Source organism: Streptomyces aidingensis (assembly GCF_900112355.1).
Classification (GTDB): Bacteria; Actinomycetota; Actinomycetes; order Streptomycetales; family Streptomycetaceae; genus Streptomyces; species Streptomyces aidingensis.
In genome coordinates this window covers 157,624-181,161 of the sequence record NZ_FOLM01000011.1, presented here as the reverse complement: position 1 = coordinate 181,161, position 23,538 = coordinate 157,624, and the positions used below count along the sequence as shown (strand labels likewise).

The following is a 23,538-nucleotide window of genomic DNA, read 5'->3' as shown; positions in this document are numbered from 1 at the left end:
GTGGTCCTGACCGGGCCGGGTACCGTAGGCCCGGGCCACCCTGGCCCGCGCAGACCGCCCGTCCGGCCGAGGAGACCGGGACCAGCGGGACATAGGGAGAGGGCTGGAAATCATGGATGAGCCGCGTCGCCTTGGCGGGCGGTACGAGCTGGGCCAGGTGCTCGGCCGCGGCGGCATGGCCGAGGTCTATATCGCCCATGACACGCGTCTGGGCCGCACGGTGGCGGTGAAGACGCTGCGTGCCGATCTCGCCCGTGACCCCACGTTCCAGGCCCGGTTCCGCCGGGAGGCGCAGTCCGCGGCGTCCCTGAACCACCCCGCCATCGTCGCCGTCTACGACACCGGCGAGGACTACATCGACGGGGTGTCGGTCCCGTACATCGTGATGGAGTATGTGGACGGCTCCACCCTGCGCGAGCTGCTGCACACCGGGCGCAAGCTGCTGCCCGAGCGGGCCGTGGAGATGTGCATCGGCATCCTCCAGGCGCTGGAATATTCGCACCGCAACGGCATCGTGCACCGGGACATCAAGCCGGCCAATGTGATGCTCACCCGGAACGGCCAGGTCAAGGTGATGGACTTCGGCATCGCCCGGGCCATGGGCGACTCCGGCATGACCATGACCCAGACCGCCGCGGTGATCGGCACCGCCCAGTACCTCTCCCCGGAGCAGGCCAAGGGCGAGACCGTGGACCAGCGCTCGGATCTGTACTCCACCGGCTGCCTGCTCTACGAGCTGCTGGCGCTGCGACCGCCGTTCGTCGGGGACTCCCCGGTGGCGGTGGCCTATCAGCATGTCCGGGAGGAGCCGCAGCCGCCCAGCGTCTTCGACCCGGAGGTTCCGCCGCAGATCGACGCCATCGTGATGAAGGCGCTGGTCAAGGAGCCGGACTACCGCTATCAGTCGGCCGACGAGATGCGCGCGGACATCGAGGCGTTTCTGGAGGGCCGGCCGGTGGCGGCCACCGCGGCCATGGGCTCGGTGGGCTACGGCGGCTACGACGCCCCGACCCAGGCGCTGCGTCAGCAGGCCGGCGGCCCGGCCACCGCGATGATGCCGCCCGCCAACGGCGGCTACGGCGGCGACCGCTACGAGGACGACTACGACGACGGCTACGGGGGCCGCGCCGACCGCCGGCAGCCGAGGCGGAACCACACCTCGACGGTGCTGCTGGTGCTGGCCGGGATCCTGGTGCTGGTCGGCGCGATCTTCATCGGCCGGGCGCTGTTCGCGAACGAGGCGGACACCCTGCGCACGGTGCCGAACTTCGCCGGGGAGACGCTTGAGGAGGCGGAGCGGAGCGCCGAGTCCGTCCAGCTCTCGGTGCGGGAGGCCGGCAGCGAGACGTGCGACCAGCCGGAGGGCACGGTCTGCCGCAGCGAGCCGGAGTCCGGCCAGCGGGTGGAGGAGGGCACCGTCGTCGACCTCATCATGTCCGAGGGCGAGGGGCCGGTGGCGCTGCCCGACATGGTCGGCAGGACCTTCGACGAGGCCTCCACCGAGCTGCGGGAGCTGGGCTTCGAGGTCGAGAAGAAGGAAGAGGAGACCGACGCGCAGGACCCGGGCACGGTTCTGTCCATGGACCCGGCGGCCGGTACCGAGCTGGAGGCCGACTCCGGTCAGACCATCACCCTGACCGTGGCCATCGCCGAGGCCACCGTCTCCATGCCCGATGTGGTCAACAAGCACGTCGACCAGGCCAGGGCCGAGCTGGAGGCCGATCCGTACAACTTCACGGTGACCACCGAGGAAGTCGTCGACGACTCCCGGGAACCGGGCCAGGTCATCGCGCAGGAGCCGACCACGGGCAGCGATGTGAAGCCGGGCAGCGCGGTGCATCTGAAGATCGCCAAGCCCTCGCCCCAGTCGCAGGAGTTCCAGCTCCAGGACTACAGCCAGTTCCTGCCCTCGCAGGCCCAGGAGGAGCTTCAGGCGAAGGGGCTGACGGTGACCATCCAGGGCCCGGCCGGGGACGATGCCGTGGTGATCGGCACCAATCCGTCGGCCGGCTCGACGGTCAAGCCCGGCGACCAGATCATCATCTTCACCCAGCTCCGCGACACCGGCGGTAATCCGGGCGGCAACAACAACGGCGGGGGTGACGGCGGCGGCGACGGCGGCGGCGACGGCGGGGGTGACGGAGGCGGCGACGGCGGCGGCGACGGCGGCGGTGACGGCGGCGGCGACGGCGGCGGTGACGGCGGCGGCGGGAACGGCTTCATCACCGGCGGCATCGGCGACTAGCCCCTCCGCAGCACCATGAGGGCCGGGAACCCATCGGGTTCCCGGCCCTCACCATGTGGCCGTCCGGGGAAGGGGCCACAGCCGGGGGCCCACAGCCGGGGCGCCACGGCCGGGGGCCGCGGCGCCGGTTCAGCTCTGGGGCTTGTCCTCGGCGGCGGCGCGGCCCTCCATCGGGACGCCGTCCACCGCCTCGCTCTCCTCGGCGGTGCCGGAGGTCTCGGCGACCTCGGTGGGCGGCGCCGGCTCCACCAGCCAGTCGGGGTTGGTCTGCCGCTCCCACCACCGCCAGGCGGCCAGCGCGCCGCCCGAGACCAGGGTGCCCAGGCCCAGCCACTTCACCATCCGGCCGGCCCGCGCCCGGCGCTGCTTGCGCCGGGCCAGCCTGGTGATCTCCCGGGCCGTCACGCCGCCGCGGAAGGCCGCCATGGCCGCAGCCGAGCGGGCCGCCGCCTCCTCCCTGGCCGGGCCCACGGTGGCGCGGGCGTACTCGATCCGGGGACCGGTCGTCTCGCGCGCCCGGCGGGCGGCGATCCGTGCGCGCTCCGCCGCCCGGGTGGCGGCCCGGTCCATGCCCTCGGGCAGGGACTGGCGCATCTGGCCCATGCGGGGCGCGAGATGAGTGTCGTAGTTCATCCGGGCCTGGAGCGCCATCCGCTGGGCGCGCGGCTTGAGATAGGCGCCGGCCTGGTGCGCGTAGTGCGTAGCGGAGTCCCTGGCGGTCACGGCGTAGGGCCCCACCACCTGCGCCGCGCGCCACATGTTCTCTCTGGCACTGCCGGTCGCCGCGCGGACACGTCCGTTGCGGGTCACGATCGATCCTTCCGTTGGTGGCGGTCTGCCATACTCTGTCTGCTTTTATCCACTCGTACGCAAATCATGCCGCGTGGTGGGCCGTCGGGCACGCGAATCCGGGCATCCGGGGCGCGGCGTGTCGTGGCGGCATGGCAGGATCGGTGATCGTCACGGAAACGAACGAGTCGACACCAAGGCTCGCTCCACGCTCACAACGGAAGGGACGACGTGGCCGAGCAGCTCTACGCCACCCTCAACACCAATCACGGCGCCATCCGGCTCCGGCTCTTCCCGGACCACGCCCCCGCCACGGTGCGGAACTTCACCGAACTGGCCGAGGGCACCCGGGAGTGGACCAACCCCGAGACCGGCCAGAAGACCACCGCCAAGCTCTACGACGGCACCGCGTTCCACCGGGTGATCAGCGGTTTCATGATCCAGGGCGGCGATCCGCTGGGCACCGGCATGGGTGGCCCGGGCTACACCTTCAAGGACGAGATCCACCCCGACCTCGTCTTCAACCGGCCGTATCTGCTGGCGATGGCCAACGCCGGTCCCGGCACCCACACCAACGGCTCCCAGTTCTTCATCACGGTCTCCCCGACCACCTGGCTGAACGGCAAGCACACCATCTTCGGCGAGGTGGCGGACGAGGCCGGCCAGAAGGTCGTGGACGCCATCGCCGGCGTCTCCACCAACCCGCGCACCGACCGTCCGGTGCAGGACGTGGTGATCGAGTCGGTCACCGTGGAACGCACCGCCGGCTGAACCCGGCCGCGCGCCGCCCAGGGGCCCGGACACCGCCGGCCGTCCGGGGCGGGGGAACTCCCGGTCCCTCCGATCCGTAGGATCGGGGGGACTTCATATCTTCGGGTGCCGCCGGGTCTTCGCCGGAACCGTGTCGGGACCCCGTCGGCGACCGGAACGAGGAACCCATGGCGCAGCAGGACCAGCAGGGACCCCAGCCCGCGGGTCCGGCCGTCTGTTACCGGCATCCGGGCCGGGAGACGGGCATCCGCTGCACCCGCTGCGAGCGCCCGATCTGCCCCGACTGCATGATCGACGCGGCGGTGGGCTACCAGTGCCCGTCCTGTGTGCGCGGCGCGAACCGCGCGCCCCGGCCGCGCACCCTGGCGGGCGGCCGGGTGCATGCCGACCCGGTCCTGATCACCAAGATCCTGATCGGCCTCAATCTCGCCATGTTCCTGGCCGTGCTGGCCGTGGGCGACGATCTGCTCACCGAGCTGGCCATGATCGGCTGGGCGGTGACCGAGACCGAGTGGGTCGGGGTGGCCGACGGCGAGTGGTACCGGCTGATCACCGCGGCCTTCCTGCACGAGCAGTTCTGGCACATCGGCTTCAACATGCTGGCGCTGTGGGTGATCGGCTCCAGCCTGGAGGCGGTGCTGGGGCGCGTCCGGTTCGCCGCGCTGTTCCTGATCTCCGCCCTGGCCGGCAGCACCCTGCAGTACCTGCTGGCGGAGCCGAACATCTACTCGCTGGGGGCCTCCGGCGGCGTCTACGGCCTGTTCGGCGGGATCGCGGTGCTGGTGCGGCGGCTGCGCGCGGACATGCGGCCGATTCTGGCCCTGCTCGCCGTCAACCTGGTGATCACCTTCCTGCCCGGACTGAACATCGCCTGGCAGGCGCATCTGGGCGGTCTGGTGGCCGGGGCGGCGATCACCGCCGGAATGGTGCACGCGCCGCGCCGCGGGCGGGCCGCGGTGCAGTTCGCGGTCTGCGCGCTGGTGCTGGCCGCGATCGTGGTCGCCTGCCTGGTCCGGACCGCGCAGCTCACCGGCTGAGCCGGGTCCCCGGCGCAGGTCAGGGGCGGAGTTTTCCACAGCCGGTGGCGGATCTTGTGCACAAGGTCCACGATGGTCGTGGCGCCCTCGTTCGGACCGCGTTTCCCCAGGCGAACAGGGGTGCGGCCGGTTGCGGCGAGCACTGGGACCGCCACGAGTTATCCACAGATCTTGTGATGTTCCGGCGAGCTGTGGATAACTTCGCGGAGACCTACTTCCACTGCGTGGAGACCACGAACCCGCCCGCGATGAAGCCGAAGCCCACCACGATGTTCCAGTTGCCCAGCGACTTCACCGGCAGGTCGCCCTGCGTGATGTAGAACACCACGATCCAGCACAGGCCCAGGACGAAAAGCGCGAGCATCAGCGGGGCCACCCAGCGCCGGCCGCCCATGACGAGCTTGGTCGGCTGCCGCTGCTCGCCCTGCTTCTGCGCGGCCGGCCGGTTGGCCGGCGTACCGTCCTTCTTCTTTCGGATCCGGGAAATCGGCACGACGGGTTCTCCTGGTGAGGTGCTGCGCACCGGGCGCAGCGGGACAAGGTGCGGGGATCGTCCGTTAGCGTAGTGCTTCCATGGTCGATGAAGGGAGCAGGGTGCGGTGACCGGCTTCCGCCTCCGCCCCGCGCAGCTCGGCACCGCGGGCGTGTTTGCGCTGGCCGGGCTGATTTTCTGGACGAGTTGCAGCGTCTCCCAGGGTAACGACATCCGCAAGGACGATCCGCTGCTGCGGTTGTCGGACCTGATCCGGGAGCGCGGCCGGGAGAACGCCCGCCAGGAGGCGTCCACCGCCCGGCTGCGGGCCGAGGTGCAGGAGCTGCGCGAGCAGGACCACTCCCTCGACCCGGCCGAGCGGCGGCGGCTCGCCGAGGTGGAACGCGTCGCCGGGCTGCACGAGCTCAGCGGCGAGGGCCTGACCGTCACCCTGGACGACGCCCCGCCGGACGCCGTGCCCCTGGTCTCCTGGGCGCCCGAGCCCAGCCCCGACGACCTGGTGATCCACCAGCAGGACCTCCAGTCGGTGGTCAACGCGCTGTGGGCGGGCGGCGCCGAGGGCATCCAGATCATGGACCAGCGGCTGATATCCACCAGCGCGGTGCGCTGCGTGGGCAACACCCTGATCCTCCAGGGCCAGCTCTACTCCCCGCCCTATGTGATCACCGCGGTCGGCGACCCGGAGGCGCTCAGGCAGGCCATGGAGGACTCCGAGGCGATCCGCATCTACCAGCGCTATGTGGAGGCCTACGGGCTGGGCTGGGAGGTCACGGAGCACTCCGGAATCACCCTGCCCGGCTACACCGGCAGCGTGGAGCTCCAGTACGCCGTCCCCGCCGGGCCGGACGACGACGGAGACGACGGCGGCTGACCGGGCGCACCGGCGCACGAAGGCCGGGCAATCATGCGCACCGCACCCCGGGCGGCGGGCCGCGCATCGTACCCTGGGGCGGTACGCGGCAGTCGGGAGACGAGAGAAGGAAGCGTCGGCATGTACGGCTGGATCTGGCGGCATCTGCCGGGCAATACGCCGGTGCGCGCGCTGATCTCCCTCGCACTGGTCCTGGGAGCGGTGTACACCCTGTTCACCTGGGTCTTTCCCTGGGCCGAACCGCTGCTGCCGTTCGGTGACGTGACCGTCGACGGCGAGGCCGGGGGCGGCGGCGGTGAGCAGCGGGGAGCGGCAGGCTGATGGGCGCGCGGATTCTGGTCGTGGACAACTACGACAGCTTTGTCTACAACCTCGTCCAGTACCTCTACCAGCTCGGCGCCGACTGCCAGGTGCTGCGCAACGACGCGGTCACCACCGGCCATGTGGCGGCCGGCGGCTTCGACGGCGTACTGCTCTCGCCCGGCCCCGGCACCCCGGAGGACGCCGGAGTCTGCATCGAGATGGTGCGGCACTGCGCCGCGGCCCGCACCCCGGTGTTCGGCGTCTGCCTGGGCATGCAGGCGATGGCGGTGGCCCACGGCGGCGTGGTGGGCCGCGCCCCCGAGCTGCTGCACGGCAAGACATCGCCGGTGGACCACGGCGGGCAGGGGGTCTTCGCCGGGCTGCCCAGCCCGCTGACCGTCACCCGCTACCACTCGCTGGCCGCGGTGGAGCCCACGCTGCCCGCCGAGATCGAGATCACCGCCCGCACCGGCCAGGTGGTGATGGGCCTGCGGCACCGCACCCTGCCGGTGGAGGGCGTGCAGTTCCATCCCGAGTCGGTGCTCACTGAGGGCGGCCACCGGATGCTGGCCAACTGGCTGGCCGTGTGCGGCGATCCGCAGGCCGTGGAACGCTCCCGCGGCCTGGCCCCGGTGGTGGGGCACTCCGGCCGGCCGGGCCCCCTGGAGCCGGCGGCGTGACCACGCGGCGCCCGGAGGACACGGGGGCGGCCTGGGAATCCGACGGGGATCCCTACGCCGCTCCGGGCGCGTTCGAGGCGGCGATCCGGTCCATGGACGATCCGCTCAACGACCCGCTGCCCGAGCAGCGCCCCGGCGGGCGGGAGCCGCAGCCGTACGACCCGCCCCCGATAGCCGAGGGCGCCGCCTACCGGGAGTATCCCTACGAGACCGCCGCCGCTCCCGCTCCCGCCCCGGACGATGCCGCGGCCACCTCCCTGCTCACGCCCTACACCGACTTCGAGGACGAGTACGACCCGGAGACCATCGGCCTGCGCCGCCCCGCCGATCTGACCGGACATCCGGCCGCCGCTCCGGCCGCCGCTCCGGCCGCCGCTCCGTCCGAGCCGGCGCCGGGCGGCCGGGTGGCCCGCCGCCAGGCCGAGAAGGCCCGCAAGTCCACCCGGATGAACAAGATCGCCAATGTGGTGGGCGAGCTGATGATGACCTTCGGCGTGATCCTCATGCTGTTCGTCGCCTACCAGCTCTGGTGGACGAATGTGCAGGCCCGGGCCTTTGCGAACAAGGAGGCGGACAGCCTCACCGAGCAGTGGGACCAGGCCGCGGACAACGGCGGCGACGGCCGGGACGGCTCCGGCGAGGACGAGCAGCCGGCCGTCTTCTCCCCGGGCGAGGGCTTCGCCCTGCTCCATCTGCCCACCCTGGACGTCCGGGTGCCGATCGCCGAGGGCGTCGATCCGGGCGGCGTGCTGGACCGCGGCATGGTCGGCCACTACGGCGAGGAGGACGGCCTGCCCACCGCCATGCCGTGGGAGGAGGAGGGCAATGTCGGCCTGGCCGGCCACCGCAACACCAAGGGCGAGCCGTTCCGCTACATCAACAAGATGCAGCCCGGGGACCCGATCGTCATCGAGACCGAGGACACCTACTACATCTACGAGATGCGCAGCCGGCTGGACCAGACCTCACCACGTAATATCCAGGTGCTCGACCCCATTCCCACCCAGGGCGGATTCACCGGGCCCGGCCGGTACGTCACCCTGACCACCTGCACGCCGGAGTTCACCTCCACCTACCGGCTGATCGTCTGGGGAGAGCTGGTGGAGGAACACCCGCGCAGCGAAGGGGAGCCGGATGCCCTCGTCAACTGAGTCCGCCCACGAGGCACCCGCGGGGCAGGACCAGGAACCGGAGGCGCAGAAACGGTCCGACGCCGCCGCTCCCCGCCGCCCCTCCCGCACCGTGCGGATCGTCGCCGGGGCGGTGAGCGTCGTCGGCGAGCTGCTGATCACCGCCGGGGTGGTGCTGGGCCTGTTCGTCGTCTACTCGCTGTGGTGGACCAATGTGCTCGCCGACCGGGAGGCCGCGCGGGACAGCGATGCCGTCCGCGACCTGTGGGAGGAGCAGGAGCAGCAGGAGGGCGACCCGGGCGGCACCCCGGCCGACGAGCCGCCGCCGGTCTTCGACCCCGCCGACGGCCTGGGCTTTCTGCACATCCCGGCCATGACCGGCACCGACATCCTGGTCAAGGAGGGCACCGGGGACGACGTCCTCAACGGCGGCGTGGCCGGTTACTACGCCGGCGAGCCGGTGGAGTCCGCCATGCCGTGGGACGAGGAGGGCAACTTCTCCCTGGCCGCGCACCGGGACGGCCACGGCGCCCGCTTCCACAACATCCACCGGATCGAGGAAGGCGACGCGATCGTCTTCGAGACCAAGGACACCTGGTACATCTACAAGGTCTACGCGATCCTGCCGGAGACCTCCCGGTACAACACCGAGGTGCTGGACCCGATCCCGGAGGAGTCCGGTGCCACCGAGGCCGGCCGCTACATCACGCTGACCACCTGCACCCCGATCCGCACCTCGCGGTACCGCTACATCGTCTGGGGCGAACTCGACCGCACCGTCCCCGTCGACGAGAACCGCACCCCGCCCCCCGAGCTCTCCTGAGGCCCCGCCCCCCGGGGGGGGCGACAGGGGCCGCCTCCCCGGCTGGGAAGACGGCCCCTGAGGGCGGTGGAGCGTAGGAGAGTCGAACTCCTGACATCCGCCATGCAAAGACGGCGCTCTACCAACTGAGCTAACGCCCCGCGCAGTGCCCCAGGGTACCCAATCCCCGGCCCGTCTTCCGACCGGGTATCGCCGCGGGGACACCGGTTTCCGTAGGATGGCGCGCAACTTCGCGCACGTGAAGCACGTGAAGTCAAGGGGAGAGCCGGGGAGGAATCATGGACGCAGCCCAGCAGGAGGCGGCGGAGAAGGCCAGACAGCAGCAGACCACATGGTACGGAGAGCCGCTGGGCACGCTGTTCCGGCGGCTCATCGCTGATCTGGGCCTCAATCAGGCACGGCTGGCCGGAGTGCTCGGCCTGTCCGCCCCGATGCTCTCCCAGTTGATGAGCGGCCAGCGCGCCAAGATCGGCAACCCGGCCGTGGTGCAGCGGGTCCGCGCGCTCCAGGAGCTTGCGCAGGAGGTGCGCGACGGCCGGATCAGCGCGGCCGAGGCCACCGCGGCCATGGAGGACATCCGCCGCTCGGCGGGGGGCAGCGTGCTCGGCCACCACCCGGCGCCGATACGCACCGGCGGACCGGCCGGCGTGCCGGCCAATCCCACCAAGCGGGTGGTGCGCGAGATCCAGGCGCTGCTGCGCGCGGTCGCCGACGCCGGCGAGATCCAGAGCGCGGCCAAAATGCTCGCCGACAGCTACCCCGAACTGGCCGAATTCCTCCGGGTCTATGGCGTGGCCCGTACCCGTGACGCCGTGGCCCACTACGAACAGCACCAGAACTGAGCGGCTCGATGGGTGAGATCTTCGCAGGACGGTACGAGCTGGTCGACCCGATCGGCCGGGGCGGCGTCGGGGCGGTGTGGCGCGCCTGGGACCACCGCCGGGCGCGCTATGCGGCGGCCAAGGTGCTCCAGCAGTCGGACGCGCACTCGCTGCTCCGCTTCGTGCGCGAGCAGGCGGTCCGGATCGACCATCCGCATGTCCTCGCCCCCAGCAGCTGGGCCGCCGACGACGACAAGGTCCTGTTCACCATGGATCTGGTGCGCGGCGGCGCACTGAACCATCTGGTCGGCGACTTCGGCGCGCTGCCGCCCCGCTACGTCTGCGGCCTGCTGGACCAGTTGCTGTCCGGGCTCCAGGCGGTGCACGACGAGAACATCGTGCACCGGGACATCAAGCCCGCCAACATCCTGCTGGAGGCGACCGGCGAGGGCCGCCCGCATCTGAGACTGTCCGACTTCGGCATCTCCATGCGCAAGGGCGAGCCCCGGCTGACCGAGGTCAACTTCGTCGTGGGAACACCGGGTTACGCGGCCCCCGAGCAGATGCTGGGCGCCGAGCCGGACTTCCCGGCCGATCTGTACGCCACCGGTCTGGTCGGCCTGTATCTGCTGACCGGCCGGCAGCCCGACGCCCAGGCCCTGTTCGCCCGGTACGCGGACAGCGCGCCCGCCGTGCCGCCCGCCCCGAAGGGCGTCCCCGAGGTCCTGTGGCAGGTGCTGGGCGCCCTGCTGCAGCCGGATCCGGCGGCCAGATTCACGACGGCCACCGGGGCCCGCAAGGCGCTCGCCCAGGCCGCCGAGCTGCTGCCGTCCGCGCCGCCGCCGGACGCCGTCCCGGCCGTCTGCGTCCCGGACCGGCTCGGACCGCTGCCCGCGGGCTTCGGGCCGGACGGCCCGGTGAACGCCGCCGTGGCCGGGCCGGGCAACGAGTCCGAGACCGGCAGCTTCCATCTGGCCCCGCCCCGGCCCCCGGCCTCCTTCCCCGCCACACCGACGGCCGCTCCCCTGCGCGCCGCCACGCCCGCACACCCCCCGACGGTCACCGCCGCGCCGGCCGCCGCGCCGCCCGCCGCCCCGGCCGTGCGGGCGGCTCCCGCGCCCGTCCGGCGGGCCGCCGGTCCGCCGACCGCCGCCGCCGTGCCGATGCTGCTGCTCTCGCTGGCCCTGATCGCCTTCGGCGTCTGGACCCTGGTCACCGCCTGACGGCGGCGGCGGTGGCGGTGGCGGCGGCCCGGCGGCGGGCCAGCAGCGTCCACAGCCCGAGCACGGCCAGCAGCGCCACCCCCGCGCCGAGCGAACCCAGGCCCAGGGCCACCCGGCCGTCGCGCCGCTCGGCCGCCACGGCCTCGTCCGTCTTGCCCTCCTCCGCCTGGAGCCGGTCCGCCTCGGTGATCCCGAAGCCCGCCTCCGCGGCGTCCTCCGCGTATTCCGGGCCGGCCGCCGGCTCGCCCTCCACCGACACCCGCAGATGCAGACCGATGCTCCCGGCGTCGGTGATCTCGCCGACCTCGTCCTTGAGATGCACCGCCAGATAGTGCCAGCCGGAGAAGATCATGGCGCCGGCCGCCGTGCCGGCCGCGTCGGTCCGGTTGGCGTACGCGGCCGGCGGCAGCACGCCCTGCACCTGGAGCGGATCGCCGGTATAGGTGCCGGACAGCTCGGCCACCTCGCCCCGCGCCGGGTTGTACGCCTCCACCAGCAGACCGTCTCCGACAAACGCATAGCCCTGGTCGCCGAGCGGCGCGTTGGCCAGCTCCACGGTGACCGCGAGCTGCTGGTGCCAGTCCACCGGCACCCGGTAGAACAGCGTCTGCCCGGGCGCGATGTCGTCCCGCCAGACGCCGTCGCCGACCGGCTGGGCGTCGTTGAAACCGGTGCCGCCGGTGACCACCCGGGCCTGCCCGGCGGGCGGCGTGGGGACCTCGGTGAGCCAGCCGCTCTCCGGCGGCGCCGCGAGGGGCCCGCCGCTGATCGCCGGTTCCCGCATCACCCGGATCTCGGTGGGCCAGACCGCCTGGTCGGACTCCTCCGCGCTCTCCCGGGTCACCCGCAGCAGATAGGTGCCGGCCGTCTGGCAACGGCCGTCCTCGGCGATCAGCCGGGAGGTCCAGGCGCTGACCGGGCGGGCGGACAGATCCGAGCCGAAGGCCGCCCGCTCCTCCAGGGCGCAGTCCTCGCCTCCGGTGCTCTGCAACTGCACCGCGATCCCGTCGCCGTACGCCACCTCGGAACCGGGCCGGGGGGCGGCCACCGCCGAGACGGCGTACCCGGCGATGTCGTCCATCACCAGGCTGTAGTACAGCTCCTCGCCGGGCCCGATCTCATCGGTGTAGATGCCGCCCGCCTCGATCGCCGGAGCGTCCGCGGTACTCGCGGTTCCGCGCACCGCCTCCGCCCGCTCGGCCGGCCGGTAGCCCTCCGTCCCCGCATCTTCCGCGGCCCGGGCCGACGGTGCCGCCAGCACCAGCGCACACACCCCGGCCGCCACCCCGATCCGCGCCCCGACCATGCCGCGCACTCCCCTTTCCCCGTCCGCCCGCACTGCCTCGGGCCCCCGACCACAAGCCAGGTCAGGGGCCCGGAGACACAGAGAACACTGAAGACTGTTTCGTCGACGTCACTCGCCGTCGGCGCCACTCGGGACGGGGTCGGTGGCGTCCATCCACAGATCCTGCTCGGCCTTGCCCTGCTGGATCTGCCGGTACACCAGAAGGCCGCCCGCTGCCACCAGCGCGACCAGGAGGAGCTTCTTCACCGCGCTACCTCGTTCTTTTCCTCGACGTATCGGACCACTTGTCGGGACCTCTTGGCGGCCGATGATACCCGCCTCCCGCAACCCCGCCCCCGCTCCGCACCCCCGCCACGTCACCCTCCCCGGCCCGATGCCCCCGGCCCTCCCCAACACCAAGAAGCCCCCGGCCGGTACCGGCCGGGGGCTCTTTTGCATGTGGGGCTAACAGGACTTGAACCTGTGGCCTCATCCTTATCAGGGATGCGCTCTAACCATCTGAGCTATAGCCCCGCGCTGCTCACAAAGGTTAGCGCATGCCCGGGGCGGCGCCCAAATCCGTGCCGGCCGGGTTACTCGTCCTCGGCGAGGGTGACCTCGATGCCTCCCACGAAGCCCGCCGAGATGTTGTACATGAAGGCGCCCAGGGTGGCCAGCGCGGTGGCCAGGACGACATCGATGGCGGCGATCAGGCCGGTGAACATCAGCACCCGGGACAGGGAGAGGAACGCCTCCAGGTCGAAGCCGGCCGAGTTCTCGGTGCCGGTGGCCTCGCTGATGGTGCCGCCCACGGCCGAGAAGACGCCCATGGAGTCCATCACCATCCACAGCACCGCCACCGCCACCACGGTGCAGATGCCCAGCGCGATGGAGAGCAGGAAGCTGACCTTCATCACCGACCACGGGTCGGCCTTGGCCACCCGCAGCCGGGCCTTGCGCACCCGCGGCACCGTGCGCGCCCCGGTCCGGGGGCGGCGCACGCCCTGGCCCAGGGTCTCGCTGGGGGAGTAGCCGCCGGAGCCGCCGGACGACTCACCGGAGGCGGTGGGCCGCAGCCGGGTGGTCTCGTCGGCGCGGGGCGGCGGGGTGACCGGCGGCGAGCCCGGCGGCGCCGGGTACGCCTGGGGCGGGTGGTAGCGCTGGTCCTGCTGCTGCTCGGGATAGCCGCCGCCCTGGGCGTACGGATCGACCGGCCTGGCACTGGTCATGGTTGACCCCCCACGGGTCGTGTCATGGGATCGCCGGTCTTCCGAGCCGGTGGCTGCGCCGCCGCCCGCGGCGGCGGCCGACGCATCGGCCGCCCGACCGTCGTGTCCGGTGCCGCCCCCGGGGACGCCCGCGGCTCCACTCACGGCATGCTCCTCAATGCTGTCGCTGCGCTGTGCTGTGCTGGTGCAGGTGGTGATGTGGTGGTGGTGAGGGTGAGCGTAACCCCCGCGGGGGCCGCCGGTCAGGATTCCCCGGCGGGCGCCCCGGTTGCCTCGCCGGGACCGCCGTCGGCCCCGGCGTCCGGCTCGGCGTCGGGTTCGGCCTCGACCTCCTCGGCCTCGCGGCCCGCCTCGGCGTTGCGGGCGACCCCGACCACGGCATCCCGCTTGCCCAGATTGATGAGCTGGACGCCCATGGTGTCACGACCCGTCTCCCGGATCTCGTTGACCCGCGTACGGATCACCCCGCCGCTGAGTGTGATGGCGAGGATTTCGTCAGTCTCCTCGACCACCAGCGCGCCCACCAGCGAACCGCGGTCCTCCACGATCCGGGCCGCCTTGATGCCCAGACCACCCCGGCCCTGCACTCGGTATTCGTCCACCTTTGTCCGCTTCGCATACCCACCATCGGTCGCGGTGAACACAAATGTCCCGGGCCGGACGACGTTCATGGAGAGCAGTTCGTCCCCCTCGCGGAAGGACATGCCCTTGACCCCGCTGGTCGCACGCCCCATCGGCCGCAGCGTCTCGTCCGAGGCGGTGAAGCGGATGGACTGCGCCTTGCGGCTGATCAGCAGCAGATCGTCCGCGGGGCCGACCAGCTCGGCGCCGATCAGCTCATCGTCCCGCCCGTCGTCCGTCTGCCGCAGGTTGATGGCGATGACACCGCCGGAGCGGGGGGAGTCGTAGTCCTTCAGCGGGGTCTTCTTGACCAGGCCGGACTTGGTGGCCAGGACCAGGTACGGGGCGGCCTCGTAGTCCCGGATGGCCAGGATCTCGGCGATCCGCTCGTCCGGCTGGAACGCCAGCAGATTGGCCACATGCTGCCCCTGGGCGTCCCGGCTGCCCTCGGGCAGTTCATACGCCTTGGCCCGGTAGACCCGGCCCTTGTCGGTGAAGAACAGCAGCCAGTGGTGGGTGGTGGAGATGAAGAAGTGGTCGACGATGTCGGCCTCGCGCAGCTTGGCGCCGCGCACCCCCTTGCCGCCGCGCTTCTGCGCCCGGTAGTCGTCGGTCTTGGTGCGCTTGATGTAGCCGCCACGGGTGACGGTGACCACGATGTCCCGTTCGGCGATCAGGTCCTCGATGGACATGTCGCCCTCGAAGGGGATCAGCTCGGTGCGCCGGTCGTCACCGAACTTGTCCACGATCGCGGCCAGCTCCTCGCTGATGATGCCGCGCTGCCGCTCCGGGGAGGCCAGGATGGCGGTGTACTCGGCGATCCTGGCCTGAAGGTCGTCGTGCTCGGCGGTGATCTTCTGCCGCTCCAGGGCGGCCAGCCGGCGCAGCTGCATCTCCAGGATGGCGTTGGCCTGGATCTCGTCGATGGACAGCAGCCCCATCAGGCCGGTGCGCGCGGTGTCCACCGTGTCGCTGCGCCGGATCAGCGCGATGACCTCGTCGATGGCGTCCAGGGCGGCGAGCAGGCCGCGCAGGATGTGTGCCCGCTCCTCCGCCTTGCGCAGCCGGAAGCGGGTGCGGCGCACGATGACGTCGATCTGGTGCGCCACCCAGTTGCGGATGAAGGCGTCCAGCGCCAGGGTGCGCGGCACGCCGTCCACCAGGGCCAGCATGTTGGCACCGAAGTTGGTCTGGAGGTCGGTGTGCTTGTAGAGGTTGTTCAGCACCACCTTGGCGACCGCGTCCCGCTTGAGGACGATGACCAGGCGCTGGCCGGTGCGCGAGGAGGTCTCGTCCCGGACGTCGGCGATGCCCGCCACCCGGCCGTCCTTGACCAGGTCGGCGATCTTCAGGGCGAGGTTGTCCGGGTTGACCTGGTAGGGCAGCTCGGTGACCACCAGGCACTGACGGCCCTGGATCTCCTCCACCTCGACCACCGCGCGCATGGTGATCGAGCCACGGCCGGTGCGGTACGCCTCCTCGATGCCCTTGCGGCCGACGATCAGTGCGCCGGTGGGGAAGTCCGGGCCCTTGATCCGCTCGATCAGCGCTTCCAGCAGTTCCTCGGGCGTGGCCTCGGGGTGCTCCAGATACCACTGGACGCCGGCCGCCACCTCGCGCAGATTGTGCGGCGGGATATTGGTGGCCATGCCGACCGCAATCCCGGAGGAGCCGTTGATCAGCAGGTTGGGGATGCGGGACGGCAGGACCGTCGGCTCCTGGTTGCGGCCGTCGTAGTTGTCCTGGAAGTCGACGGTCTCCTCGTCGATGTCCCGGAGCATCTCCATGGCCAGCGGGGCCATCTTGCACTCGGTGTACCGCATGGCGGCGGCCGGGTCGTTGCCCGGGGAGCCGAAGTTGCCGTTGGAGTCCACCAGCGGCATGCGCATGGCCCAGGGCTGGGCCAGCCGCACCAGGGCGTCGTAGATGGAGGAGTCGCCGTGCGGGTGGTAGGACCCCATGACGTCGCCGACCACGCGGGCGCACTTGTAGAAGCCCTTCTCCGGCCGGTAGCCGCCGTCGTACATGGCGTACAGCACGCGGCGGTGCACGGGCTTGAGGCCGTCCCGGACGTCCGGCAGCGCACGCGAGACGATCACGCTCATCGCGTAGTCGAGATAGGAGCGCTGCATCTCCGTCTCAAGGGTGACCGGCTCGATGCGGTGCACCAGCTCTTCGGCGACCGCGGTGGGGGCCAGCTCCGCGGCGTCCCCGACGGGAGCGGGCTCCTCCGGCGGGGTGGCGGGAGTGTTGTCCTCGGCCATGGTGTGCGTCCGGTTCCTTTCGGGGCTTGCGGGCGAGGCGGGGGCGCCGCCGCCGGGCGGTGGGCGGGCGGGAGGGGACTGAGGGGGGCTGCGGGGGGCTGCGGGGGACTGACTGTGACTGACTGTGACTGAGGGGACGGTGCGGGACGGGCGCCGGGACCGGGCGTCCGTCGGCGCCCGGTCTCCCGGACGCCGGCCCCGTGCCGGTTGTCCGCTAGATGTCGAGGAAGCGGACGTCCTTGGCGTTGCGCTGGATGAAGGAGCGCCGGGCCTCGACGTCCTCGCCCATCAGGATGGAGAACAGGTCGTCCGCGGCGGCGGCGTCGTCCAGGGTGACCTGGCGCAGCACCCGGTGGGCCGGGTCCATGGTGGTGACCCGCAGCTCCTCGGCGTTCATCTCGCCCAGACCCTTGAACCGCTGGATGGAGTCCTCCCGGATCCGCTTGCCCTGCTGCCGGCCGAGCTCGATCAGGCTGTCACGCTCCCGGTCGGAGTAGGCGTACTCGTGCTCGTCCCGGCTCCATTTGATCTTGTAGAGCGGCGGCTGGGAGAGGTAGACGTGACCGGCCTCGACCAGCGGGCGCATGAAGCGGAAGAGCAGGGTGAGCAGCAGCGTGTTGATGTGCTGGCCGTCCACATCCGCGTCCGCCATCAAGATGATCTTCTGATAGCGCAGCCGGGTGATGTCGAAGTCCTCGTGGATGCCGGTGCCGAAGGCGGAGATCAGCGCCTGGACCTCGGTGTTCTGGAGGACCTTGTCGATCCGGGCCTTCTCGACGTTCAGGATCTTGCCGCGGATGGGCAGGATCGCCTGGTACTGCGGATCGCGGCCGGACTTGGCCGAGCCGCCCGCGGAGTCGCCCTCGACGATGAAGATCTCGCACTTGGCGGGATCGTTCGACTGGCAGTCGCTGAGCTTGCCGGGCAGGGAGGCCGTTTCCAGCAGACCCTTGCGGCGGGTGAGATCGCGGGCCTTGCGGGCGGCCACCCGGGCCGTGGCGGCCTGGATGGACTTGCGGACGATGTCCGCGGCCTCGGTGGGGTTGCGGTCGAACCAGTCCGAGAGCCGGTCGTTGACGATCTTGTGGACAAAGGTCTTGGCCTCGGTGTTGCCCAGCTTGGTCTTGGTCTGGCCCTCGAACTGCGGCTCGCCCAGCTTGATCGAGATGATGGCGGTCAGGCCCTCGCGGACATCCTCGCCGGTGAGGTTGTCGTCCTTCTCCCGGAGCAGTTTCCGCTCCCGCGCGTAGCGGTTGACCAGGGCGGTCAGCGCGGCGCGGAAGCCCTCCTCGTGGGTGCCGCCCTCATGGGTGTGGATGTTGTTGGCGAAGCTGTAGACGCCCTCGCTGTACTGGGTGTTCCACTGCATCGCCACCTCCACCGCCAGCATCCGCTGGCTGTCCTCGGCGGCGAAGTCGATCACCGAGGGGTGCACCGGCTCGCCCTTGCGGGAGTTGAGGTGACGGACGAAGTCGGAGATGCCGCCCTCGTAGTGGAAGGTGACCGAGCGGGGCTGGTTGTCGTCCTCGGCGGCGGTGGTGTCCGCGCCCGCCGTCTGCTTGGCGGCCTCCCGCTCGTCGGTGAGGGAGATGGTCAGCCCGGCGTTGAGGAAGGCCATCTCCTGGAAGCGGCGGGCCAGGGTCTCGAAGACATAGTCGGTGGTCTCGAAGATGTCGCCGTCCGCCCAGAAGGTGACGGTGGTGCCGGTCTCCTCGGTGGCCTCGTGCCGGGCGAGGGGCGCGGTGGGCACGCCCATCTTGTATTCCTGGGTCCAGCGGTAGCCGTCCGTCTTGACCTCGACCGCGACCTTGGTGGAGAGCGCGTTGACCACGGAGACGCCCACCCCGTGCAGACCGCCGGAGACGGCGTAGCCGCCGCCGCCGAACTTGCCGCCCGCGTGCAGCACGGTGAGCACCACCTCGACGGCGGGCTTGCCCTCGGAGGGGACGATGCCGACCGGAATGCCGCGGCCGTTGTCCACCACCCGCACGCCGCCGTCGGCCAGCAGGGTCACGGCGATGGAGTCGGCATAGCCGGCCAGCGCCTCGTCCACGGAGTTGTCCACCACCTCCTGGACCAGGTGGTGCAGACCGCGCTCGCCGGTGGAGCCGATGTACATGCCGGGACGCTTGCGGACCGCGTCCAGACCCTCCAGCACGGTGATGGCGCTGGCGTCATAGGCGCCCGGGCCGCCGGGGCCGGCCTGCTCCGCGCCCGCCGCCGGTTCCGCGGTGGCCTCAGAGGCCGAGGCAGCCGAGGTGGCTGCGGTCCCTGCGGCCCCTGTGGTTTCTGTGGTCCCTGCGGTCGCTGCGGAGTCGGCTGCCGCTTCCGCCGCCCGGGACGGCTCCGGGGAGCCGGCGGGAACGGCGGGATTGGTCTCATGGATATTGCCGGAATCGGCCACGAAGCGCCCTTTCTGGCACAGCACGCGCTGCCCGGACGGCCACCGATGGGGCAGCTCCGAACAGCCGTGTCGCTCGACATGGTCCGCAGTGAGGCGGTCCGGTCCAGTCTACCGGTACCCGATGACACAACGGCGGTTTGCCGGGGCCTGGCGGCCGATGTGCTGCCCTGAACCGGCATGGACCGAATCCCTATATGCGGGAGGGGCTCCGGAATCGCTCAGCGGGGCGCACAGCGCTCCGGGCCGAAAGCCCCCGGAAGCCCTCCGACAAGCCCACTCGGGGTGACCTCTGTCACATTTCGCCACGGCGGGTCCACGGATCACCCGACAGGGACCGGCCACCGCGGCGGGGCCCGCCCGGAAGAGTGTCAGCCGTAGGTGTCGCCGGGGCCGCGGCTGCCGGGCGCCCGCCAGCGGCCGGCCCCGCCGCCCGCTCTTCCGTTGCCTCCGTGACCACCGCTGCCCCCGGGACTCCCGGGACCGGTCACCCGGATCAGGCGCACGCTGTCCCGGCCCAGATCCTGGTTCAGCCGGGCCAGTACCTGCGGGGCGAGCAGCCGGAGCTGGGTGGCCCAGGCCGTGGAGTCGCAGAGCACGGTCAGCGTGCGGGACTCCTCGTCGAAATGCCGGGGCCGCCAGTGCTCGGCGTTGGTGGCGCCCACGATCTCCGGCCAGCGGCCCATCACCCCGCCCACCGCCAGCGGCAGCTCCCAGCCGCGCTCCGCGGTCAGCCTCTCCAGCGCGGCGCCCAGCGGCAGCGGGTCCCGGCCGTCGCCGCCGACCACCGGGCGGCGCCCGCCCCGGCGCACCACCCCGGCCTGCCGGGCGCCGGCGCCGCGCTCCCGGGCCCGCTCCTTTGCGGCCCGCAGCGCCACCCGGGCCAGATCCACCCCGGTCAGCTCCGGCGGTGCGGGCCCACCGGCCGCGGCTGCCTCCTCCGCAGCACCGGGAGCGGACTCCCCCGGGCGGCCGGCCGCGGAGGCCGCCGGTCCGGTGGGCCCGGTGGGCCCGGTGGGCCCGGTGGGCCCGGCCGGACCCGGCTGGTCCGCAGGGTGTACGGCGGGCGGCTGCCGCAGGCCGGGCAGCTCAGGCATCGGCACGCTCCACCCGGCCGCCGGAGACGGTGAACCGGGTGCCGGCGAGGACCGCCGGCACGTCCTCGGCGACCGCCGCCGTCACCAGCACCTGCTCCCCCGGAGCCACCAGTTCGGCCAGCCGCTCCCGCCGCCGCGCGTCCAGCTCGGCGAACACGTCGTCCAGCACCAGCACCGGCTCCGGGCCCTCGTCGCGCAGCAGCGCATAGCTGGCCAGCCGCAGCGCCAGCGCCAGCGACCAGGACTCGCCATGGCTGGCATAGCCCTTGGCCGGAAGCTGCCCCAGCCGCAGCACCAGATCGTCCCGGTGCGGACCGGCCAGCGTCACCCCGCGCTCGAGCTCCCGGGGGCGGGCCTCGCGCAGCGCGGCCAGCAGCCGCTCGCACAGGGCGGCCGGGGACTCGCCGTGCGGCGCCCGGCCGGCCGCCGTGCCCAGAACGTCCTGGCCGGCGCCGGGGGGCGGGGAGACCCGGTACTCCATGCCCACCGGGCCCTCGCCCGGCGCCACCTGCTCGTACGCCTTGCCGGTCAGCGGCTCCAGCGCCTCCACCAGCGCCAGCCGCCGGGCCAGCAGCTCGGCCCCGGCCCGGGCCAGATGCTGGTCCCAGACGTCCAGGGTGGACAGATCCATGGACCGGCCGCCGTGCCGCCGGGCCATGGCGGCCGTCTTCAGCAGGGTGTTGCGCTGGCGCAGCACCCGGTCGTAGTCCGCGCGCACCCCCGACATCCGGGGCGCGCGGGCCATCACCAGCTCGTCCAGGAACCGGCGGCGGCCGTCCGGATCGCCCTTGACCAGATTCAGGTCCTCGGGGGCGAACAGCACCGTGCGCACGATGCCCAGCACCTCGCGCGGCCGGACCGGGGCGGAGCGGTTGATCCGGGCGCGGTTCGCCCGGCCCGGCAGCAGCTCCAGCTCCACCGTCTGGCGGCGGTCCCCCTCCACCACGGCGGCCCGGATCACCGCGCGCTCGGCTCCCGCCCGGACCAGCGGGGCGTCGGAGGCCACCCGGTGGCTGCCCAGGGTGGCCAGATAGCCGACCGCCTCCACCAGGTTGGTCTTGCCCTGGCCGTTGGGGCCGATGAAGGCGGACACCCCGGGGCCGAGCGCGACCTCCGCCCCGGCATAGGAGCGGAAGTCGGCGAGCGACAGATGCGTCACATGCACGGTGCCCCTTCCGCCTCCTTCACGTCCGTTCCCGCCGCCGGCCGGCCCGTCAGCTCCCGCTGCCGGCGCCGCCGCTCTCCGGGGCGGCCGAGGTGACCGCGTGGCCGCCGAACTGATTGCGCAGCGCGGCGATCATCTTCATCTGCGGCGAATCGTCCTGCCGCGAGGAGAACCGCGCGAACAGCGAGGCCGTGATGGCCGGCAGCGGCACCGCGTGCTCGATCGCCGCCTCCACCGTCCAGCGTCCCTCACCGGAGTCCTGGGCGTAACCGCGCAGCGCGGTCAGATGCTCGTCCTCCTCCAGGGCGCGCACCGCCAGGTCCAGCAGCCAGGAGCGGATCACCGTGCCCTGCTGCCAGGAGCGGAAGACCTCCCGGACGTCCGTCACCGGGCCGGCCGCCTCCAGCAGCTCCCAGCCCTCGGCGAAGGCCTGCATCATGGCGTACTCGATGCCGTTGTGCACCATCTTGGCGAAGTGCCCGGCGCCGACCCGGCCGGCGTGCACCGCCCCGAACTCGCCCGGCGGCTTGAGCGCGTCGAAGACCGGCTGCACCCGGGCCACATGCGCGGCCTCACCGCCGTACATCAGCGCGTAGCCGTTCTCCAGGCCCCACACACCGCCGGAGACGCCGCAGTCCACAAAGCCGATGCCGCGCTCGGCCAGCATCGCGGCATGGGTCTCGTCGTCCGTCCAGCGGGAGTTGCCGCCGTCCACCACCACATCGCCGGGGGAGAGCAGACCGGCCAGCTCGGCGATGGTGGAGCGGGTCGCCTCCCCGGCCGGGACCATCAGCCACACCACCCGCGGGGCCGCCAGCGCGTCCACAAGATCCTTCAGGCTGTGGACATCGGCGAGGCCGGCGTTGCGGTCATAGCCGAGGACGGTGTGGCCGGCGCGGCGGATGCGCTCGCGCATGTTGCCGCCCATCCTGCCGAGGCCGATGAGACCGAGCTCCATGGGATACGGGCCTTTCTGGTGGTTCCTTGAGGTGAGCGCTCCCTTGCGCCGCGCCGCCCGCGGGCTCCGGCCCTGGCCGGCTCCGGGCAGCCCGGCCATCGAGCCTACGCCCGGGCACCGGTGCTCACCTGTGGGGTTCCGCCGCTCAGTCGCACCGGGGCGACTGGCGGCCGTCAGCCGCTGAGCCGGACCGGCATGATCAGGTACTTGTACGCCTCGTCCGCCTCGGCATCCACCGCCGGACGGCCACTGAGCAGCGCCGGCTTGGTGGAGGTGGTGAAGGAGAGCTGGGCGGCCGGGGAATCGATGGCGCTCAGCCCTTCCAGCAGGAAGCCGGGGTTGAAGGCGATGGAGATGTCCTCGCCCTCGAGCTGTGCGTCGAGCCTTTCCACAGCCTGTGCATCGTCACTGGAGCCGGCCTCCAGGGTGAGCACGCCCTGCTCGAAGCTGAGCCGGACCGGGGTGTTGCGCTCCGCGACCAGCGCCACCCGCTTGACCGCCTCCACGAACGGCGCCGTCTCCAGCACCGCCACCGAGTTGAATTCGGTGGGGAAGAGGGTGCGGTACTTGGGCAGATCGCCCTCCAGCAACCGGGTGGTGGTGCGCCGGCCGGCGCCCTCGAAGCCGATCAGCCCCTCGCCCTTTCCGGCGCCGGAGAGGGCCAGGCTGACCGACTCGCCCGCGCTGAGCGACTTGGCCGTCTCCAGCAGCGTCTTGGCGGGCACCAGGGCCACCGCGGAGGTGTCGGGGCTCTCCGGCTTCCACAGGAACTCCCGGACCGCGAACCGGTAGCGGTCGGTGGAGGCCAGGGTGACGGTGTCCCCCTCGATCTCGATCCGCACACCGGTGAGCACCGGCAGGGTGTCGTCCCGGCCGGCCGCGATGGCCACCTGGGCGACGGCCGCGGCGAAGACCTCGCCGGGGACGGTGCCGGTGGTGGCCGGCATCTCCGGCAGCGCCGGGTACTCCTCCACCGGCAGGGTGTGCAGGGTGAACCGGGAGGAACCGCAGACCAGCTGGGCCCGCACTCCGTCGCTGGAGAGCTCCACCGGGCGGTTCGGCAGCGCCCGGGAGATGTCGGCCAGCAGCCGGCCGGAGACCAGGACCGTGCCCTCCTCCTCGACCTCGGCCTCGACGGACACCCGTGCCGAGACCTCGTAGTCGAAGCCGGAGAGGCTGAGGGTGCCGTCCTCCGCCTTCAGCAGCAGGCCCGCGAGAACCGGAACCGGCGGGCGTGCCGGCAGGCTGCGTGCCGCCCATGCCACCGCCTCCGCGAGCACATCGCGTTCCACCCGGATCTTCACTTCGGCCGCCTCCTGCTGTAGCTGGCTG

21 protein-coding genes and 2 tRNA genes are annotated in these 23,538 nt (G+C 72.1%); 10 read left to right on the top strand and 13 right to left on the bottom strand.

What is annotated here, in order from left to right:
• Positions 1 to 112: 112 nt before the first annotated feature.
• Entirely contained in the window at positions 113 to 2,245 is a 2,133-nt protein-coding gene (gene pknB, locus BM242_RS19975; protein ID WP_093840237.1) for a Stk1 family PASTA domain-containing Ser/Thr kinase, read from the top strand.
• A 129-nt stretch (positions 2,246 to 2,374) separates the two neighbouring features.
• Here pknB and BM242_RS19970 read toward each other — a convergent pair whose 3' ends face one another.
• Positions 2,375 to 3,055: a DUF5324 family protein gene (locus BM242_RS19970; protein WP_093840236.1), complete on the bottom strand. Its 681-nt coding sequence runs from the start codon at positions 3,053 to 3,055 to the stop codon at positions 2,375 to 2,377.
• A gap of 210 nt (positions 3,056 to 3,265) precedes the next feature.
• Between BM242_RS19970 and BM242_RS19965 the strand changes: the two genes are divergently transcribed.
• Together BM242_RS19965 and BM242_RS19960 are read left to right on the top strand one after the other, a co-directional pair.
• A complete protein-coding gene (locus BM242_RS19965) occupies positions 3,266 to 3,805 on the top strand; it encodes a peptidylprolyl isomerase (protein ID WP_093840235.1) in 540 nt (179 codons plus the stop codon).
• Positions 3,806 to 3,972: 167 nt separating this feature from the next.
• The gene (locus BM242_RS19960) at positions 3,973 to 4,842 is read left to right on the top strand and encodes a rhomboid family intramembrane serine protease (protein ID WP_093840234.1); all 870 of its coding nucleotides are present in this window, start codon (positions 3,973 to 3,975) and stop codon (positions 4,840 to 4,842) included.
• A gap of 211 nt (positions 4,843 to 5,053) precedes the next feature.
• On the opposite strand, the gene crgA is transcribed toward BM242_RS19960, so the two are convergent.
• Positions 5,054 to 5,335: a cell division protein CrgA gene (gene crgA, locus BM242_RS19955; protein WP_093840233.1), complete on the bottom strand. Its 282-nt coding sequence runs from the start codon at positions 5,333 to 5,335 to the stop codon at positions 5,054 to 5,056.
• 106 nt (positions 5,336 to 5,441) lie between these two features.
• Between crgA and BM242_RS19950 the strand changes: the two genes are divergently transcribed.
• The 5 genes from BM242_RS19950 (at position 5,442) to BM242_RS19930 (ending at position 9,142) form a co-directional block, all read left to right on the top strand.
• Entirely contained in the window at positions 5,442 to 6,206 is a 765-nt protein-coding gene (locus BM242_RS19950; protein ID WP_093840232.1) for a DUF881 domain-containing protein, read from the top strand.
• Positions 6,207 to 6,326: 120 nt separating this feature from the next.
• On the top strand, positions 6,327 to 6,527 hold the full coding sequence (locus tag BM242_RS19945; protein WP_093840231.1) for a hypothetical protein: 201 nt from the start codon (positions 6,327 to 6,329) through the stop codon (positions 6,525 to 6,527).
• Complete coding sequence (locus BM242_RS19940; protein ID WP_093840230.1) at positions 6,527 to 7,189, top strand: aminodeoxychorismate/anthranilate synthase component II; 663 nt, start codon at positions 6,527 to 6,529, stop codon at positions 7,187 to 7,189. The genes BM242_RS19945 and BM242_RS19940 overlap by 1 nt, the downstream gene beginning before the upstream one ends.
• Entirely contained in the window at positions 7,186 to 8,340 is a 1,155-nt protein-coding gene (locus tag BM242_RS19935) for a class E sortase (RefSeq protein ID WP_245834292.1), read from the top strand. Before BM242_RS19940 ends, BM242_RS19935 begins: the two co-directional genes overlap by 4 nt.
• Positions 8,324 to 9,142: a class E sortase gene (locus BM242_RS19930; protein ID WP_093840229.1), complete on the top strand. Its 819-nt coding sequence runs from the start codon at positions 8,324 to 8,326 to the stop codon at positions 9,140 to 9,142. The genes BM242_RS19935 and BM242_RS19930 overlap by 17 nt, the downstream gene beginning before the upstream one ends.
• 67 nt (positions 9,143 to 9,209) lie before the next feature.
• Here the strand turns inward: BM242_RS19930 and BM242_RS19925 are convergent.
• Positions 9,210 to 9,282: transfer RNA gene (locus tag BM242_RS19925), tRNA-Ala, on the bottom strand.
• 138 nt (positions 9,283 to 9,420) lie between these two features.
• Here BM242_RS19925 and BM242_RS19920 point away from each other — a divergent pair.
• Positions 9,421 to 9,984 carry a helix-turn-helix domain-containing protein gene (locus BM242_RS19920; protein WP_093840228.1) on the top strand — a complete coding sequence of 188 codons (564 nt, stop codon included), beginning with the start codon at positions 9,421 to 9,423 and terminating at the stop codon, positions 9,982 to 9,984.
• Positions 9,985 to 9,992: 8 nt separating this feature from the next.
• A complete protein-coding gene (locus tag BM242_RS19915; protein ID WP_093840227.1) occupies positions 9,993 to 11,186 on the top strand; it encodes a serine/threonine-protein kinase in 1,194 nt (397 codons plus the stop codon).
• On the opposite strand, the gene BM242_RS19910 is transcribed toward BM242_RS19915, so the two are convergent.
• From BM242_RS19910 to dnaN, 10 genes are all read right to left on the bottom strand, one after another.
• Positions 11,176 to 12,492 carry a hypothetical protein gene (locus tag BM242_RS19910; RefSeq protein WP_139238380.1) on the bottom strand — a complete coding sequence of 439 codons (1,317 nt, stop codon included), beginning with the start codon at positions 12,490 to 12,492 and terminating at the stop codon, positions 11,176 to 11,178. The genes BM242_RS19915 and BM242_RS19910 overlap by 11 nt on opposite strands.
• 108 nt (positions 12,493 to 12,600) lie before the next feature.
• Positions 12,601 to 12,738, bottom strand: coding sequence for a DLW-39 family protein (locus tag BM242_RS19905; protein WP_217652542.1), 138 nt, complete (start codon positions 12,736 to 12,738; stop codon positions 12,601 to 12,603).
• 193 nt (positions 12,739 to 12,931) lie between these two features.
• Positions 12,932 to 13,005, bottom strand: a tRNA-Ile gene (locus tag BM242_RS19900).
• A 59-nt stretch (positions 13,006 to 13,064) separates the two neighbouring features.
• Positions 13,065 to 13,844: a DUF3566 domain-containing protein gene (locus BM242_RS19895; RefSeq protein ID WP_425443886.1), complete on the bottom strand. Its 780-nt coding sequence runs from the start codon at positions 13,842 to 13,844 to the stop codon at positions 13,065 to 13,067.
• 98 nt (positions 13,845 to 13,942) lie between these two features.
• A complete protein-coding gene (gene gyrA, locus BM242_RS19890; RefSeq protein WP_093840224.1) occupies positions 13,943 to 16,585 on the bottom strand; it encodes a DNA gyrase subunit A in 2,643 nt (880 codons plus the stop codon).
• Between the two features lie 214 nt (positions 16,586 to 16,799).
• A complete protein-coding gene (gene gyrB / locus BM242_RS19885) occupies positions 16,800 to 19,013 on the bottom strand; it encodes a DNA topoisomerase (ATP-hydrolyzing) subunit B (protein ID WP_093840223.1) in 2,214 nt (737 codons plus the stop codon).
• Between the two features lie 344 nt (positions 19,014 to 19,357).
• Positions 19,358 to 20,083, bottom strand: a complete 726-nt coding sequence (locus tag BM242_RS19880) for a DciA family protein (RefSeq protein ID WP_093840222.1) — start codon at positions 20,081 to 20,083, stop codon at positions 19,358 to 19,360.
• Positions 20,076 to 21,248: a DNA replication/repair protein RecF gene (gene recF / locus BM242_RS19875; RefSeq protein WP_093840221.1), complete on the bottom strand. Its 1,173-nt coding sequence runs from the start codon at positions 21,246 to 21,248 to the stop codon at positions 20,076 to 20,078. The genes BM242_RS19880 and recF overlap by 8 nt, the downstream gene beginning before the upstream one ends.
• Positions 21,249 to 21,297: 49 nt before the next feature.
• Positions 21,298 to 22,305, bottom strand: coding sequence for a phosphogluconate dehydrogenase (NAD(+)-dependent, decarboxylating) (gene gnd, locus BM242_RS19870; protein ID WP_093840220.1), 1,008 nt, complete (start codon positions 22,303 to 22,305; stop codon positions 21,298 to 21,300).
• A gap of 74 nt (positions 22,306 to 22,379) precedes the next feature.
• A complete protein-coding gene (gene dnaN / locus BM242_RS19865) occupies positions 22,380 to 23,510 on the bottom strand; it encodes a DNA polymerase III subunit beta (protein WP_093840219.1) in 1,131 nt (376 codons plus the stop codon).
• Positions 23,511 to 23,538: the final 28 nt, after the last annotated feature.

Bases quoted from the DNA above. Each gene is read 5' to 3' on its own strand.
- BM242_RS19920 (WP_093840228.1), top strand. From the start codon at position 9,421: ATGGACGCAGCCCAGCAGGAGGCGGCGGAGAAGGCCAGACAGCAGCAG.
- BM242_RS19940 (WP_093840230.1), top strand. From the start codon at position 6,527: ATGGGCGCGCGGATTCTGGTCGTGGACAACTACGACAGCTTTGTCTAC.
- pknB (WP_093840237.1), top strand. From the start codon at position 113: ATGGATGAGCCGCGTCGCCTTGGCGGGCGGTACGAGCTGGGCCAGGTG.
- BM242_RS19945 (WP_093840231.1), top strand. From the start codon at position 6,327: ATGTACGGCTGGATCTGGCGGCATCTGCCGGGCAATACGCCGGTGCGC.
- gnd (WP_093840220.1), bottom strand. From the start codon at position 22,305: ATGGCCGGGCTGCCCGGAGCCGGCCAGGGCCGGAGCCCGCGGGCGGCG.
- BM242_RS19960 (WP_093840234.1), top strand. From the start codon at position 3,973: ATGGCGCAGCAGGACCAGCAGGGACCCCAGCCCGCGGGTCCGGCCGTC.
- BM242_RS19880 (WP_093840222.1), bottom strand. From the start codon at position 20,083: ATGCCTGAGCTGCCCGGCCTGCGGCAGCCGCCCGCCGTACACCCTGCG.
- gyrA (WP_093840224.1), bottom strand. From the start codon at position 16,585: ATGGCCGAGGACAACACTCCCGCCACCCCGCCGGAGGAGCCCGCTCCC.
- BM242_RS19915 (WP_093840227.1), top strand. From the start codon at position 9,993: ATGGGTGAGATCTTCGCAGGACGGTACGAGCTGGTCGACCCGATCGGC.
- BM242_RS19910 (WP_139238380.1), bottom strand. From the start codon at position 12,492: ATGGTCGGGGCGCGGATCGGGGTGGCGGCCGGGGTGTGTGCGCTGGTG.
- BM242_RS19930 (WP_093840229.1), top strand. From the start codon at position 8,324: ATGCCCTCGTCAACTGAGTCCGCCCACGAGGCACCCGCGGGGCAGGAC.